General features: G+C 70.4%; 15 protein-coding genes. 7 read left to right on the forward strand and 8 right to left on the reverse strand.

What is annotated here, in order from left to right:
* Nucleotides 1–26 precede the first annotated feature (26 nt).
* Nucleotides 27–806 carry a CPBP family intramembrane glutamic endopeptidase gene (locus ACH4UK_RS29920; protein WP_398361262.1) on the forward strand — a complete coding sequence of 260 codons (780 nt, stop codon included), beginning with the start codon at nucleotides 27–29 and terminating at the stop codon, nucleotides 804–806.
* A gap of 86 nt (nucleotides 807–892) precedes the next feature.
* On the opposite strand, the gene ACH4UK_RS29925 is transcribed toward ACH4UK_RS29920, so the two are convergent.
* Nucleotides 893–1714 carry a PhzF family phenazine biosynthesis protein gene (locus ACH4UK_RS29925; protein WP_398361264.1) on the reverse strand — a complete coding sequence of 274 codons (822 nt, stop codon included), beginning with the start codon at nucleotides 1712–1714 and terminating at the stop codon, nucleotides 893–895.
* A gap of 208 nt (nucleotides 1715–1922) precedes the next feature.
* On the opposite strand from ACH4UK_RS29925, the gene ACH4UK_RS29930 reads away from it, so the two are divergent.
* Nucleotides 1923–2483 carry a dihydrofolate reductase family protein gene (locus ACH4UK_RS29930; protein ID WP_398361265.1) on the forward strand — a complete coding sequence of 187 codons (561 nt, stop codon included), beginning with the start codon at nucleotides 1923–1925 and terminating at the stop codon, nucleotides 2481–2483.
* Nucleotides 2484–2485: 2 nt separating this feature from the next.
* On the opposite strand, the gene ACH4UK_RS29935 is transcribed toward ACH4UK_RS29930, so the two are convergent.
* On the reverse strand, nucleotides 2486–3805 hold the full coding sequence (locus ACH4UK_RS29935; RefSeq protein ID WP_398361848.1) for an MFS transporter: 1320 nt from the start codon (nucleotides 3803–3805) through the stop codon (nucleotides 2486–2488).
* A 423-nt stretch (nucleotides 3806–4228) separates the two neighbouring features.
* Nucleotides 4229–4624: a RidA family protein gene (locus ACH4UK_RS29940; RefSeq protein WP_398361850.1), complete on the reverse strand. Its 396-nt coding sequence runs from the start codon at nucleotides 4622–4624 to the stop codon at nucleotides 4229–4231.
* A 135-nt stretch (nucleotides 4625–4759) separates the two neighbouring features.
* Here ACH4UK_RS29940 and ACH4UK_RS29945 point away from each other — a divergent pair, with 135 nt between their 5' ends.
* Complete coding sequence (locus ACH4UK_RS29945) at nucleotides 4760–5749, forward strand: helix-turn-helix transcriptional regulator (protein ID WP_398361267.1); 990 nt, start codon at nucleotides 4760–4762, stop codon at nucleotides 5747–5749.
* 147 nt (nucleotides 5750–5896) lie between these two features.
* On the opposite strand, the gene ACH4UK_RS29950 is transcribed toward ACH4UK_RS29945, so the two are convergent.
* Together ACH4UK_RS29950 and ACH4UK_RS29955 are read right to left on the reverse strand one after the other, a co-directional pair.
* Complete coding sequence (locus ACH4UK_RS29950; protein WP_398361269.1) at nucleotides 5897–6349, reverse strand: hypothetical protein; 453 nt, start codon at nucleotides 6347–6349, stop codon at nucleotides 5897–5899.
* A gap of 73 nt (nucleotides 6350–6422) precedes the next feature.
* A complete protein-coding gene (locus ACH4UK_RS29955) occupies nucleotides 6423–7145 on the reverse strand; it encodes a hypothetical protein (protein WP_398361270.1) in 723 nt (240 codons plus the stop codon).
* 454 nt (nucleotides 7146–7599) lie between these two features.
* Between ACH4UK_RS29955 and ACH4UK_RS29960 the strand changes: the two genes are divergently transcribed.
* Nucleotides 7600–8619: a helix-turn-helix domain-containing protein gene (locus ACH4UK_RS29960; RefSeq protein WP_398361272.1), complete on the forward strand. Its 1020-nt coding sequence runs from the start codon at nucleotides 7600–7602 to the stop codon at nucleotides 8617–8619.
* Nucleotides 8620–8737: 118 nt separating this feature from the next.
* Here ACH4UK_RS29960 and ACH4UK_RS29965 read toward each other — a convergent pair whose 3' ends face one another.
* Nucleotides 8738–9388 carry a hypothetical protein gene (locus ACH4UK_RS29965; protein ID WP_398361852.1) on the reverse strand — a complete coding sequence of 217 codons (651 nt, stop codon included), beginning with the start codon at nucleotides 9386–9388 and terminating at the stop codon, nucleotides 8738–8740.
* Nucleotides 9389–9619: 231 nt separating this feature from the next.
* Here ACH4UK_RS29965 and ACH4UK_RS29970 point away from each other — a divergent pair, with 231 nt between their 5' ends.
* Together ACH4UK_RS29970 and ACH4UK_RS29975 are read left to right on the forward strand one after the other, a co-directional pair.
* A complete protein-coding gene (locus ACH4UK_RS29970) occupies nucleotides 9620–10810 on the forward strand; it encodes an alpha/beta hydrolase family protein (protein ID WP_398361274.1) in 1191 nt (396 codons plus the stop codon).
* 181 nt (nucleotides 10811–10991) lie between these two features.
* Nucleotides 10992–11597 carry a PadR family transcriptional regulator gene (locus tag ACH4UK_RS29975; protein WP_398361276.1) on the forward strand — a complete coding sequence of 202 codons (606 nt, stop codon included), beginning with the start codon at nucleotides 10992–10994 and terminating at the stop codon, nucleotides 11595–11597.
* A gap of 103 nt (nucleotides 11598–11700) precedes the next feature.
* Here ACH4UK_RS29975 and ACH4UK_RS29980 read toward each other — a convergent pair whose 3' ends face one another.
* A complete protein-coding gene (locus ACH4UK_RS29980) occupies nucleotides 11701–12132 on the reverse strand; it encodes an SRPBCC family protein (RefSeq protein ID WP_398361277.1) in 432 nt (143 codons plus the stop codon).
* A 79-nt stretch (nucleotides 12133–12211) separates the two neighbouring features.
* Nucleotides 12212–12406: a hypothetical protein gene (locus ACH4UK_RS29985; protein WP_398361279.1), complete on the reverse strand. Its 195-nt coding sequence runs from the start codon at nucleotides 12404–12406 to the stop codon at nucleotides 12212–12214.
* A gap of 244 nt (nucleotides 12407–12650) precedes the next feature.
* On the opposite strand from ACH4UK_RS29985, the gene ACH4UK_RS29990 reads away from it, so the two are divergent.
* A complete protein-coding gene (locus ACH4UK_RS29990; protein WP_398361280.1) occupies nucleotides 12651–13193 on the forward strand; it encodes a peptidase in 543 nt (180 codons plus the stop codon).
* The last annotated feature ends 76 nt before the right edge of the window (nucleotides 13194–13269 follow it).

Here is a 13269-nt window from a genome sequence, read left to right on the forward strand (position 1 = left end):
CAGGTGTACAGGTGGAGGCCGGGCGCGTGGCTGATTCTTTTCCCCAAGAGGCCGTGTCACGAAGGATCTTGCGGTCCGAGACGGTGCTGGTCCTGGCGCTCTCGCTGGGAGCCAGCGGAGTCTCTGCCCTCATCAGTTTTGTCGGATCCCTGACGAAACCGGGAGGATTGAAGGACCAGGCGGCGACCCTCAACGGCTCGTACGCCCCGGGGCGTCCATGGCTTGATCTGGCATGGCAAACGTTCGGGATCGCAACGGCGCTGGTGCCGGTGGCCCTGGTCGCGCACCTGCTGATCAGGGAAGGAGCGGGCCTGCGGAGCATCGGGTTCGACCGCTCCAGGCCCTCGTTCGACCTCGGCCGCGGCACGCTGATCGCGGCCGGCATCGGCAGCGCCGGTCTCGCCTTCTACCTCGGGGCCAGGGCCACCGGATTCAACCTGACCGTCGTCCCGGAGTCCCTGCCGGACGTCTGGTGGAAGTTCCCCGTACTGATCCTCTCCGCGATGCAGAACTCCGTGGTCGAGGAGGTCATCGTGGTCGGGTATCTGCTGCGCAGGCTCGATCAGCTGGGCTGGACGCCGATGCGCGCGCTGGTGGCCAGCTCCGTACTGCGCGGCTCCTACCACCTCTACCAGGGCATCGGCGGCTTCATCGGCAACATGGTGATGGGCGTCGTCTTCGTGCTGCTCTACCGGCGCTGGGGCCGGGTGGGGCCGCTGGTCGTCGCGCACACGCTCCTGGATATCGGGGCGTTCGTCGGGTACGCGCTGCTCGCGGGCCGGGTCGGCTGGCTGCCGACGCCCTGAGCTCGGTGCCGCATCCGGCGGCTGCGGGCCTTTGCCGGCCGCGCCGGGGTGCGCCGAACAGCGGCGCACCCCGGCGCGGCCCGTCGTCAGAGCCCGGTGAGCAGTTCGCCGTCGATCACCGTGACGGCGGTGCCGGTCAGCAGGGTGCGCTCGCCGCGCAGCGCGGTGCGGACCAGGCCCGAGCGGGCGGACGCCTGGAGGCCGGTGAGGTCGTCGCGGCCGATGCGGGCCGACCAGAAGGGGGCCAGCGCGGTGTGGGCGCTGCCGGTGACCGGGTCCTCGTCGATGCCGACGCCCGGGAAGAAGCCGCGCGAGACGTAGTCGTAGCCCCGGGCGGGGTCATCGGCCGCGGCGGTGGCGATGACGCCGCGCCGGGAGTGGGCCACCAGTGCGGCGAAGTCCGGGGAGAGCGCCCTGACCGTCGCCTCGTCGCGGAACTCGACCAGCAGGTCACCGATGTGCTCGCCGGTGGTGTGCACCGAGACGGGGTCCGCCCCGAGGGCGTCGGCGAGGCCGTGCGGCACCGGCTTTTCGGTCAGCGGAGAGGTGGGGAAGTCGAGGGTGAGGCCGCCGTCCGGCCGGGCGGTCGCGGTCAGGATCCCGCAGCGTGCGGCGAACCGCACCGGGCCCGTGGCCAGGCCCGTGGTGTGCAGGACATGGGCGGTGGCGAGCGTCGCGTGCCCGCACATGTCCACCTCGGTGGCCGGGGTGAACCAGCGCAGCGCCCAGTCGGCCGTGCCGCCGGGCGGCAGCGGGTGGGCGAAGGCCGTCTCGGAGAGGTTGATCTCGGCGGCGATCTCCTGAAGGCGTTCGGCGGCCGGGAACGCGCCGCCCTCCAGCAGGAGCACGCCGGCGGGGTTTCCGGAGAAGGGGCGGTCGGTGAACGCGTCGACGATGCGAATCCTCATGGGGCGACCGTAGATCGCCTGCGCGGAGCCGGGCCAAGGCCAATCGCGGGTCTCTGGCCCTGCGATCGCGGCCCCGTCCGTCCGGCCGCGGGGGTCGTGTCCGCCGTCGGTTCGCCGTTCACCGATGACTCACCGGACCCGGCGGAGTCATCGGAGGAGAACGTACGCATCCGGCGAACGTAACCCGTCCAGCAGGGGAGAGAGCGGCATGCGCACCCTCGCGATCACCCAGAACGTCACCGTCGACGGCTCCGTCGAAATGATCACCGACTGGTTCGATCCCCAGGGCCAGGAGGGTGTGGACATGAGCGACGTCCTGGAGGAGAGCCACCGGCAGGACGACCGTGCGGACGCGCTGCTCCTCGGCCGGCAGACGTTCGAGGACTTCCGCGGCTACTGGCCGCTGCGGACCGATGACACCACGGGCATCACCGCCTACCTCGACCGGGTCGCCAAGTACGTCGTCTCCGGCACCCTCACCGACCCCGGGTGGCAGAACTCCACGGTGCTGGGCGGAGACCCCGTCGAGGAGGTGAGGCGGCTCAAGGAGGAGAACGGCAAGGACATCGTGCTCACCGGCAGCATCACCCTGGCGCACACCCTGATCGCGGCCGGTCTGGTCGACGAGTACCGCCTCTTCGGCTATCCGGCCGTCCAGGGCAGCGGCCGGCGTCTCTTCCCCGAGGGGTACGAGATCCCCCGCCTGCGACTCCTGGAGTCGAGGGCCTTCCGCAGCGGGATCACGCTCCAGCGGTACGCCCCGGCCTGAGCTCATGACGTGAGGCTCCGTCCCAGGCGGGCGAGCGGGGACACGGCCATGACGGCGGGGGACAGCATCATGCCCGCGGCCGTCACCAGGAGGCTGGTGCGCAGTCCCCACTCCTGCGAGAGGAGACCGCCGAGCAGCGAGCCGAGCGGGGTGAACCCCATGCCGACGAAGGTGATCGTCGCGGTCGCACGGCCCTGCATCCCGTCCGGCGTCAGGACCTGCCGCACCGACATGACCGTGACGTTCACCAGCTGGCCGAAGGCCCCGAACACGAAGTTGACGGCGAGGAGCGCGAGGACCGTCGCGGTCGAGGAGCCGTGCAGGGCCGGTACGCACAGCAGCGCCCCGTTGCCGAGCACCGCGGCGGATACGAGCACCACGCCGTGGCCGAACCGGCCCGGCAGCCGTGCGGCCAGGAACGAGCCCAGGAGCGCACCCGGCCCGGTCGCCGCGAGGGCGAGGCCGACGGTGGCCCCCGTCAGGTGGAGTTCGCGCGGGAGGAAGAGCAGGTAGCAGGTCATCGTGGCCGCGAAGGAGAACTGGAAGGCGGCCGAGGCGAGGCACACGGCTCGTAGCCAGGCGTTTCCGGCGACGAAGCGGAGGCCCTCGTGGATCCGGCGCCCGACCCGAGGGGCGCGCTCCGGGGGGTCCGGAATCGGTGTCGTGCGCTCTGGGACCGGCGTCGTGTGTCCTGGGACCGGCGTTGCGCGTCCCAGAACCGGCCCCACCTGCTCGGGTGCCATCTCGCGTCGGCGGATCCGCCGCAGGGACACGAACGACACCGCGAAGAACAGCGCGCCGGAGGCCGCGGCGACCGGCGCCGACCACAGCGACACCAGCGCACCACCGAGCGCGGGCCCGCCGATCTGCGCCGCGGACCGGCTGCCTTCCAGCGCGCTGTTGCCCTGCAGGAGCTGGTCACGTCGCACCATCCGGACGAGGGACGTCTGGTACGCCACGTCGAAGAGGACGGACAGGGCGCCGACGGTGAACGCGACCACGAACAGCGCGGGCAGGCCGAGCAGTCCAAGGAGAGCGGCCACCGCTGCCGCGCCCAGCGCCACGGTGCGGGCGGCGTCGGCGAACACCATCACCGTGCGGGCCCGCCACCGGTCCACCCACGCGCCTGCGAGGAGCGAGAGCAGCAAGATCGGCGCCTGTCCTACGGCACGGAGGACGCCCACCTGGCCCGCGCCGGCGTCGAGCGTCAGGACGGCGAAGAGCGGCAGAACGACGAGCGTCGTGTGTTCGCCGAGCTGGGAGGCCGTCTGACCCACCCAGAGCCTGCGGAAGTCGGCGTCCCGCCACAGGCCCGACGGCAGGGTCCGACCGGAACCCGGTACGCCGGACGAAGAGGGCGAGGAAGAGGAAGAAGAGGAAGAGGAAGAGGAAGGGGACGGCACGGAAACCCCGGGGGATCGGCGGGAACGAGAACCGCCGCCCGGCGCGCGAAAGCGCACCCGGGCATCGGGCGGAAAGGGCTCGCTGTGCCGCGACCTCAGGGGCAGCACGCGATGACGGGCCGGTCTCGGCCTACGACGTCAACGCGCGCTCGGACGACCGGGCATGTCTCTCCGCTCATCGAGGGTCACTCCTCGCCCGGAACGCTAGCGCCCGGCGGACAGGAGGGAAAGGCGATTACGGGCGGTACGGCCCGGCCGGCCGGGCCGAGCCGGACGGGCCCGCCTCCGGGGCCGTCGACCAGGCGGACGCCAGGGTCGAGCAGGCCCGGCGGCGAGGCCCCGTCATGCGACGGCGGTGCCTTCCAGTTCGACCATCTGGCCGGGGACCGCCAGCCGTGTCACCCCGAGCATGGTGCTGGCCGGGGCCACCCCGGCCGAGCCCAACCGCCCCGCCAGCACGCCGTAGTGGCGGAGGAGCAGATCGACGTCGGTCGTGCAGACGTTGAGGCGGACGAGGTTGGCGAGGGACATGCCGGCCTCGCCGAGCACGGCCTCGAGATTGTCGATGCTCAGCGTCAACTGCGCCGCCATATCGCCTTCGTGCTGGGGCTTGCCGTCATCGCTCATCGCGGTCTGGCCCGAGATGTACAGGGTCCGTGTCTGCCCGGAGACGACTTCCCCCTGGTTGAACCCCAGCCCCACTGACCAGGTCACCGGGTTGACGGCCGTTCGTTCCACTGCCACAGCAGCTCCATTCGATCGCGGGGAGTACGTACGTCCATCGGCTCGGCAGCCGCCGGCCTCGGCGTCGTACTGGGGAGCCTTCCAAGAAATGACGACACCCTTCGTCAGGTATTTCGTTACGGTTCCCGCATGCGCGCCGACCGATTGGTCTCTCTGGTACTGCTGTTGCGCCGGCGCGGCCGGCTGACCGCGGACACGCTGGCCCGCGAGCTGGAGGTGTCCACCCGCACCGTGCTGCGCGACATCGAGGCGCTGTCCACCGCCGGCGTCCCGGTCTACGCCGAGCGCGGCCGGCACGGCGGGTTCGCGCTGCTGCCCGGTTTCCGCACCGAGCTCACCGGGCTGAACCACGACGAGGCCCTTGCCCTGCTGGCCGCCGGATCGGTGCGCGGGGAGCAGGTGTTCGGCCTCGGGTCGGCACTCGCCTCGGCCATGCGGAAAGTGGTCGACGCGCTGCCCGAGAATCATCAGGCCACCGCGAGCGACGCGGCCCAGCGGTTTCTCGTCGATCCGGAGACCGATCTGCTCTCCCGGCGGGCCGTCGGCGACGACGTACCCGGCGCCGCCATGATCGAGGTCCGCCGGGCCGTGCTCGCCGGACACCGGCTGCGCATCCACTACGCGGCCACGGACCAGGCGCCGCAGTGGCGCACCGTGGACCCGATCGGCCTGGTCACCGTGCGGGGCCGGGGGTATCTGCTGGCGACGAGGTCCGGCGCGGACCGCACCTACCGGCTGTCGCGCGTGCTGGCCGCCGAGGAACTCCCGGAACCGGCACAGCGGCCGGACCGGGTCGATCTGGACCGGATCTGGCGGGACCGTTCCGCGCGGTTCCTGTCCGGCGGCGACCACGTGACCGTGCTGGTGCGGGTGAACCCGATGCGGCGGGAAGAACTCCTGGACACCGTGCTGGCCGTCCGCGCGGAGGGCCCCGACGCGGACGGCCGGCCGCGGCTGGAGGTCACCTTCCAGGATTCCCGGCACGCCGAATGGGCGCTGTGGCAGCTCGGCACGGATGCGGAAGCGCTGGCCCCGCAGTCGTTGCGCAGCGCCCTGCGGGACCGGGCCGTCATGGTCGCCGCCCGTTATGGAGAGGCGTCCGAGGGCGACGGTCGGTGATCAGCGACGCCCACCGCGCACTCGGTGGAGCGCTCGGCCCGGTGCGGGGACGTTCCTCTCCGTACCGTCTGGACCCGTCCCTACCGCTGGTCCGACATCACGGAGGGCGCGAGGCCCTCCCGTACCGTTCAGGTGTGATCGTCGGCGTCAGTCGGCCCAGTTGTTGCCGCAGGTGGGGCCGGTGACCCAGCGGTGCGAGCTGATGGCGTTGTTCACCGTGGCACCACTGCTGAATTTGTTGTCGGAGAGGTTGGAGGCGAACCACTCGCTGCGGGCCAGGCAGGTGTAACCGCCGGTCCACGTGCCCGTCCCGTTGAAGAACTGGACTTCGAGCGTGGTGCCCTTGTTGAGGATCGACGTGGCCTTGTTGGTGTCTCCGCCCTGAAAACTCCCCGAGCTGTCGCCCCAGTTGGAGTCCATACCCTTGGCCCTTCCGAGGAATCCGATGCAGTTGGCGGAGTCATAGGCGTACATGTAACCGGCTTTCGCTCCCTCGTACGCGCCGTGGCAGTCCGCGGCCGCGTGCGCGGTAGAGACGGGGAGGGCGGTTCCGAGGGCGGCCATGGCCATGACGGTCAGGACGGCGGGGAGCTTTCGCATGGGGACTCCTTGTGGATTGATGCTTTCCGTGACCCTCCGGTCACGGGTGTCCGGGCAGGGGTGTGAGTCGGGTTCAGAGGCTCCGTGCCCGCGCGAGGGCGGACACCCTCATCTGCCGGTACGCGGTGAATTCCGCCGCGTAGTCGCGTGCGATGTCGTTTCGGTATTCCCTCTCCAGGGCACGCGCGGTCTTCCCGAGGGATGTTCGTCGGGCGCACCGGGCCTCCGTCACGGCCAGAGCGGATTCGGATCGCAGGGCCTGTGACTCGCTCATCCCGCGAATCAGGTTCTCCCGTTCGCGACGGATCGCGTCGGGGCTCCGGAAAGGCCGGCCGGCTGCCTTCATGCAACGTGACCACGCTGCCACGGTGCTGGTCAGACGCTTGTCCCGGAGGATGCGCGGAATGTACAGGGGCGTCAGCGAGGTCACTGTCTTCTTGGCGCGGAACCAGGTCGGATAGTCGCCGTAGAGCTGTTCCCTGGCCTGGGCGTAACAGCCGTCGCGCGGGGTGCGGACCGAACCGCCGGACGGCAGTTCGGTGGTGATGGTGTCGGTGAAGTTCCCGTCGAGCGCCTTGGAGTACCGGACGCGTTCCTTCTCGGGGAGCGCGTTGGCGTAGGCGATGTTGGGGTGCTCGCGGTGGGTCTTCATGGCTGCGATGTCGAAAGCCCGGCCGTAGCCGTACCGGCGGGCCCAGGCGACGTCGTCCACGACGTAGGCGCCGACTTTGCGTTCTGCGACGCTCGCGACCGGGATGGGCCAGTAGCGGAAGCCCTCGCGCCGTATGCACTGCATGACGAGGTGCTGCTCCGCGCGGTCTGTCTCTACTTCTTCTGCGGGGGTCAGGTCCCGGAGCGGTGGTCCCTGCACGGAGGCAGCGCCATTTTGGTGTGGCCGGCCGGTGTCCGCAGGGCTTCCGGAGGCGGTGCTGCACCCGGCAGTCAGACAAGAGAGAAGAGCGACCGAAAGGAGGACTCTGTTCTTCCTGTGCACTCCGTGCCCCCCCGTTCCTCCAGATTGACTGGTGATTTCTTCCGGGACCTTCTCTGCGGGCGTTCCGCCTTTTCGTTCAGGAGAGTAGAGGGCGGCGAGGGGGCCAACTTTGTTGTGTGTGCACGAAAGTTGGTCAGTTGTGCAGGATGCCGCCCTGGGCGGGCCGGTGCCTTGTGTGGCGGGTGTCCAAGGCAGCATCCTGTGTCTCTGGTTCAGGAGCGGGTCGCGGCTGCGGGGAGGGCTTGTGGGAGCTGGGGTGCTCGATGCCTCGGTCGTGGCGCCGCCGGAGCGACGGGACACGATCCGGCACGCGCTGTGGGAGTCCTTCTCCCGGGTCGACATCGACCATCACACCTCCCCGGAGGACATCGGGGCCCGTATGGGACTCGGCACCGTGGGCCCCATGAAGGTGTGTTCGGCCCAGGGAACTCCGGTGAGTCTGCGGCGTACGGCGCGGCTGGCCCGCGAGGACCACGAGCCGGCGGTCTTCCTCGGTCTTCAGGTGACGGGGACCAACCAGGTCGGGCAGTACGGCCGTCAGTGCGTCGTCGGGCCGGGGGACCTCGTGGTCTTCGAATCGACCGCGCCGTACACCCTGCGCTTCGAGCAGAGCTTCGGCTACCTCTCCCTGCGCATCCCGCGCAAGGCGCTCGCACTCCCGCACCCCACGCTGCAGAAGGCCGCCGCCGTCACGTTCGGTCCGGGCAACCCCACCGCACGCCTGGCCTTCACGTACTTCTCCCAACTGGCCACCAGCGAAGAACTGCGCGCCGGGACATACGCCGAGTCACTCGTAGGTGCCAGCATGGAACTTCTCCGGGCCGTAGTGACCTCCCAGTTGGGGGACTCCGTCCCCAGCAGGGCGGCATCGGATGAGATGCTCGGTCTGCGCATCACCCAGTACATCGGCGCTCACCTGGCCGACCCGGGTCTGTCGGCCCCGCGCATCGCCGCAGCGCACGGCATCTCCGTCCGCCACCTCTACAACGTGCTGTCGCGGTCGGGCATCAGCCTCGGGGGCTGGATCCGCACCCGCCGGCTGGCCGGGTGCAGACAGGAGCTGGCCGGCCCCGGCGGCCGGGTGCAGACCATCGCGAGCATCGGCCGCCGCTGGGGTTTCCTGGACGCCACCCACTTCAGCAAGGCGTTCAAGCAGGCTTACGGCATCTCGCCACGGGCCTGGCGCGAACTGCACCACCCCACGCCTTCGCGCCGTTCGAGCCCCTCATCATCCTTGGAGACCCCCACCCCGACGGCTTCCGGGCCAGGGCTGTAGCCCCGGCGGTAGGAGATCCACCGGAAGGCGGTGGGCTCGACGGTGACCTCCTGGCCTTCAACTGTGCAGTCGGCCGAGCGATGTCCGTCGAGCGTCCAGCCCCCGCGCATGCCGGTCGTCACGTCCGTTCCGTGCCGGGCGGTGTCGGCGATATGCCCGGCGCGGGAAGGGCGAGAACGCGGGCAAGGGCGGCGGTCAGAGCAACGGAGTGGTCAGGCAGGTGCTCGGAAACCCAGTCCGTTGCCGCCGCGAGAAACGTGGTCAGGTCGCGCTCGGCGCCGGCGAGTAGCCGGCGGAGCTCGGTGACCGACAGTTCGATCACTGGGCTGTCATTCCGGTCGGTGTCGACGGTGAGGCGGATGGTGTCCCCGAGGCGCTCGGCCAGCGACGGCTGCGGATCGTGGCCGTACGCGATGACGCCGCTGCCGTCGACGACCCGGTACCAGTCCTGCCAGTCCTCCAGTCCGTCACAGCAGCCGGGCGAGAAGGTGATGCCCGTGGCGATGTCCGCGACGCGCAGGCCACCCGCCGCATACAGGTTGTCGAGGTTCAGTAGCCCGTGGAGGAAGCCGCTGAGAGGCTCGGCCGGCCGAGGCGGAAGGTCGCCGTCCGCGGGGACGTCATTCCAGGCGGCGATGCGCATGAGCGCCGTCCCGATCTCGGTGGGTGAGAGTTCACCGCTGAGCGGCAGGAAACCGAACCGTTCGGTCTCGGCGACAGGCCAGAGGTCGAAGCCATCGAGAGTGTCCATCTCCAGGACAGGCTGCATCTCGATCACCTGGCGCAGTGTTCCCTATCCGTCGCCGACGTCTCCTCCCCATAACGCCGGGCACCGGGTCGACCGATCTCATCGAACTCCTACCGGTCGTCTCCAAGGCGGGGGACCGTCCACCCGAACCCTGTCGGGAACCCGGTCCGACGGGATCAGACCATAGAGGTACGCCCAAGTACCCCTGTAGATCGACGTGTTGGGGCCATCCGGAGACCTAGCGTCGACCGTATGACCACCAGACATCGCAGAGCCGCTATAGCCACCCTCCTCACCCTCGCCCTGTCCGTCCCGCTCCTGGGCGCCGCACCGGCCGCGTCCGCCCAGGGCGCGCAGACTCCCTCCCGGGTTCCGCACCCGAGCGGGTTGGCCTTGCCGCTTCCCGCCGGGCCGTACCCGGTGGGCCGCCGCGCCCTGCACTTGGTCGACGGGCACCGCACCGACCCGTGGGTGCCGACGGCGGGGAACCGGGAGCTGATGGTGTCGGTGTCCTACCCAGCGCGCGGGACGAGCGGTTCCCCAGCGGCGTACATGACCGATGACGAGGCGCAGCTGCTGCTGGAGGCCAGAGGGCTCGGCGGCGTGGTGCCCGCGGCAACGATTGCAGGGGCGCGTACGCATGCGCAGGAAGGTGTACGCCCCGCCCCGGGGCGGTTCCCCTTGGTCCTGCTCTCTCCGGGATTCTCGATGCCGCGCAGCACGCTCACAGCGATCGCCGAGGATCTTGCGAGTCGCGGCTACGTCGTTGCCTCGGTGGACCACGCGTACGAATCCGTTGGTACGGCCTTCCCTGGGGGCCGGATGCTGACCTGTGCGGCCTGCGAGCAGGTCAGCACGTCCCAGGAGAAGGCAGCCGTCGTGCGCGGCCGGGCCAAGGACCTGTCCTTCGTGATCGACGAGCTGACGAAGGGGCCCAGGGCGGGGGCGCTGTCCCGCGCGATCGACCCGAGCCGGATCGGAATCGCGGGGCATTCGATCGGGGGCGCGAGTGCCGCAGCGACCATGGCCGCCGATCACCGTGTGCGGGCCGGGGTCGACCTGGACGGTGACTTCTTCCTGCACCCTGCTGCCGCGGGGCTCGGCCGGCGCCCGTTCATGATGCTCGGCGCCGAGTCCACGCACAGCCCCGGCAGTGAGAACACCGACTGGCCCGAGGCGTGGAAGCACCTGAGTGGTTGGAAGCGCTGGCTGACGGTGACCGGCGCTGAGCATTTCTCCTTCACGGATCTGCCCTATCTCGCCGGTCGGCTGGGTCTGTCGGACCCCGCCGTGCCGCTCTCCGGAGAACGCGGCTGGTACCTGACCCGCGACTATGCGGCGGCCTTTTTCGACCTTCACCTGCGGGGCATACCGCAGCCGATCCTCGATGGGCCCGTGGCCGCACATCCCGAGGTCGTATGGCCCGTCTTGAACGGCGGGTGACTTGCCGGTCCCTCATCCGGTTCGTCCGGGACGACGAGCGCATCGGACCAGATCGACGGAGACAAGGACCCGATCGGCAGAGACGGGACACGCTCCGTGCCGCGACGGCGCCTTGTCATCCGACAGGTTCCGATATATCGTTGACGCATCACGACAGATCAACGATAGAAGGAGTGCAGTGATGCGTTCACGCGGACATGGATACGAGCACGGGCCGGGGCGCTACGGGCCCGGTCAGCACGGCCGGGGCGAGGATGACGGGCGGCGGGCCGCCTTCGGGCCGTTCGGGCCGCCGTTCGGCGGGGGTCCCTTCGGTGGCGGGCGTGGCCGGGGTGGCGGTCGGGGGCGGGCGCGGCGCGGTGACGTGCGGCTGTCGATCCTGGCTCTGCTGAAGGACCGCCCGATGCACGGGTACGAGATGATCCAGGAGATCGGCGAGCGCAGCGGCGGGGCCTGGCGGCCCAGTCCCGGCTCCGTCTACCCGACGCTCCAGCTGCTGGAGGACGAGGGCCTGATCGTCAGCGCCAGCGAGGGCGGCAAGAAGCTGTTCACCCTCACCGAGTCCGGGCGGAGCGAGGCCGAGACCGGCCCCGAGGCTCCGTGGGAGGAGGCCGGGCGTGGTGTGGACTGGGAAGGCGTCAATGAGATCCGACAGGCCGGATTCGGTCTGATGGAGGCGTTCGGGCAGGTCTGGAAGACCGGTTCGGCCGATCAGCGGCAGAAGGCGCTGACCGTCATCAACGACGCGCGCAAGAAGCTCTACCTGATCCTCGCCGACGAGCACTGAGCCGTGCCCGGCAGGCAGTGCGCGACAGCGGGCGGTGGGCAGGGGGCAAGGACCCCGCGGGTACGGATTCCGCGGGGTCCTTCGCGTACCGTGCCGGCGTGGATCACGGGGCTGCGAGCCCGCCGAGCTTGCGCAGCGACTCCTGGAGCGCCGCCGTCGCCGAGTCCTTGAGCTTGCCGCCCATGAGGGAGACCGCCGCGCCGGTGAACTCCCCGTCGATGCGCATCGTCGTGGCGTCGCCCTCCGGGGTCAGGGCGTACCGCATGGTCAGGTTGACCCCCATCGGGCCCTTGCCCCGGGTCGCCAGCAGGCGCCCTTCCTCCAGTTCGTCGACCGTCCAGGTGACCTCGGCCGGGAAGCCCATGAGCTTCATGTTCTCCTCGTAGGCCGCCCCGAGCTTCAGCTCGTCCGGGCCGCCCCGGGGGAAGCTGGTGTGGGTGGCGTTCCACTCCCCGTACGACGAGAAGTCCGTCAGGCGGTCCCAGACCTTCTCGGCGGGTGCCTCGATGCGTGCCTCGGCGCTGACTTCGGCCATGCGACCACCCCTGGTTCGTCCGGTTTCGGTGTCGCGGAACGTAGTGGCAGCCGTGCCAACATTCAATACTGATGACCCGTCAGATCTGTTGGGGCTGTCGCTTCCGCCAGATCACCGCCGTGTCGAAGTTGTCCGAGGCCCGAGGGTGGGGGCCCTCGTCGTGGCAGTGGAAGGCCGTCCAGAAGAGGTCGGCGTGCAGGGCGTCGTCGGGTGCGTACACGCGGTAGACGTACTGCAACCCGTCCTGGGCGAGCAGGGCGACCATCCAGAACACCCGTTCCCTCCTCCCGTTCCCGTCGTGTGCGTTGTTGCGTGAGGGACGTACGGGCGGGGGTCGGCGGTTGCCGCGGGGATGGGCGATGCAAGGCGGCGCGCGCCCCGGAGCGGCATGGTTGTGCCCCTCGGCGCGATCTCATCCGCAAGGATGACGGGCCGCTCCGCTGTCCCCAACTTCGGTGGGATGCCCGATGGGTCCCTCCGGGGATGCCTTCCGGCCGCCGGACTGATGGGGTAGAGGTGTGCAAAACCGGACGCCGCGGATGCCAGAACAGCCCGCACCGAACCCCACCGAACTCGATGCCCGCTTCACCGTGGAACTGGCATCGGTGCTGACGGGTGCGCGCAGGCGTGCGCTGCGCGACGGAGACCGGCAGATCGACACCGCCCACCTTCTGCACTCGCTGATCGAGACCGACCCCGAAGTCCGCCAGGCCTTCGAGGGCGGGCCGCAGCCGGCCAGGGTGCTCGGCTATCTCGTCCAGCGCAGCATCGGTTACGGGCTCCGCTGGCAGGGGTCCGTCGAGGACTCCGGCGCCGTTCCGGCGGTGCGCGCCCCGGCCGTCGACGGCTGGTCGCCCTCGGCCCTCGCCGCCATGGAGGACGCGCTGTCCCGTGCGGCGGCGCGTGGTGAATCGCGCGCCGCCGGTCTCGACCTGCTCGCCGCGCTGGCGGCCGACAGCGCATGCCGTGCGGTGGAGGTGCTCGCCCGCGGGGGCGTGGACGCGCGGTGGTTGGCGGACCGGGTGGCGGTGCTCACGAACGAGGCCTCGCGACACGGGTGAACCCTGCCGGCCCGGTGCGGCGGCGGTGGCATGAGCCCTTTGGCGGCGGCGACGCGTGAGCCCTTCCCCGTGGTCG

The sequence above is a fragment of the Streptomyces sp. NPDC020884 genome, from assembly GCF_044333935.1.
Lineage (GTDB): Bacteria > Actinomycetota > Actinomycetes > Streptomycetales > Streptomycetaceae > Streptomyces.

Excerpts from the sequence above, each read along its gene's own strand:
- ACH4UK_RS29925 (WP_398361264.1), bottom strand. The coding sequence starts at position 1,714 with ATGAGGATTCGCATCGTCGACGCGTTCACCGACCGCCCCTTCTCCGGA.
- ACH4UK_RS29930 (WP_398361265.1), top strand. The coding sequence starts at position 1,923 with ATGCGCACCCTCGCGATCACCCAGAACGTCACCGTCGACGGCTCCGTC.
- ACH4UK_RS29945 (WP_398361267.1), top strand. The coding sequence starts at position 4,760 with ATGCGCGCCGACCGATTGGTCTCTCTGGTACTGCTGTTGCGCCGGCGC.
- ACH4UK_RS29950 (WP_398361269.1), bottom strand. The coding sequence starts at position 6,349 with ATGCGAAAGCTCCCCGCCGTCCTGACCGTCATGGCCATGGCCGCCCTC.
- ACH4UK_RS29955 (WP_398361270.1), bottom strand. The coding sequence starts at position 7,145 with ATGCAGTGCATACGGCGCGAGGGCTTCCGCTACTGGCCCATCCCGGTC.
- ACH4UK_RS29965 (WP_398361852.1), bottom strand. The coding sequence starts at position 9,388 with ATGCAGCCTGTCCTGGAGATGGACACTCTCGATGGCTTCGACCTCTGG.
- ACH4UK_RS29970 (WP_398361274.1), top strand. The coding sequence starts at position 9,620 with ATGACCACCAGACATCGCAGAGCCGCTATAGCCACCCTCCTCACCCTC.
- ACH4UK_RS29975 (WP_398361276.1), top strand. The coding sequence starts at position 10,992 with ATGCGTTCACGCGGACATGGATACGAGCACGGGCCGGGGCGCTACGGG.
- ACH4UK_RS29980 (WP_398361277.1), bottom strand. The coding sequence starts at position 12,132 with ATGGCCGAAGTCAGCGCCGAGGCACGCATCGAGGCACCCGCCGAGAAG.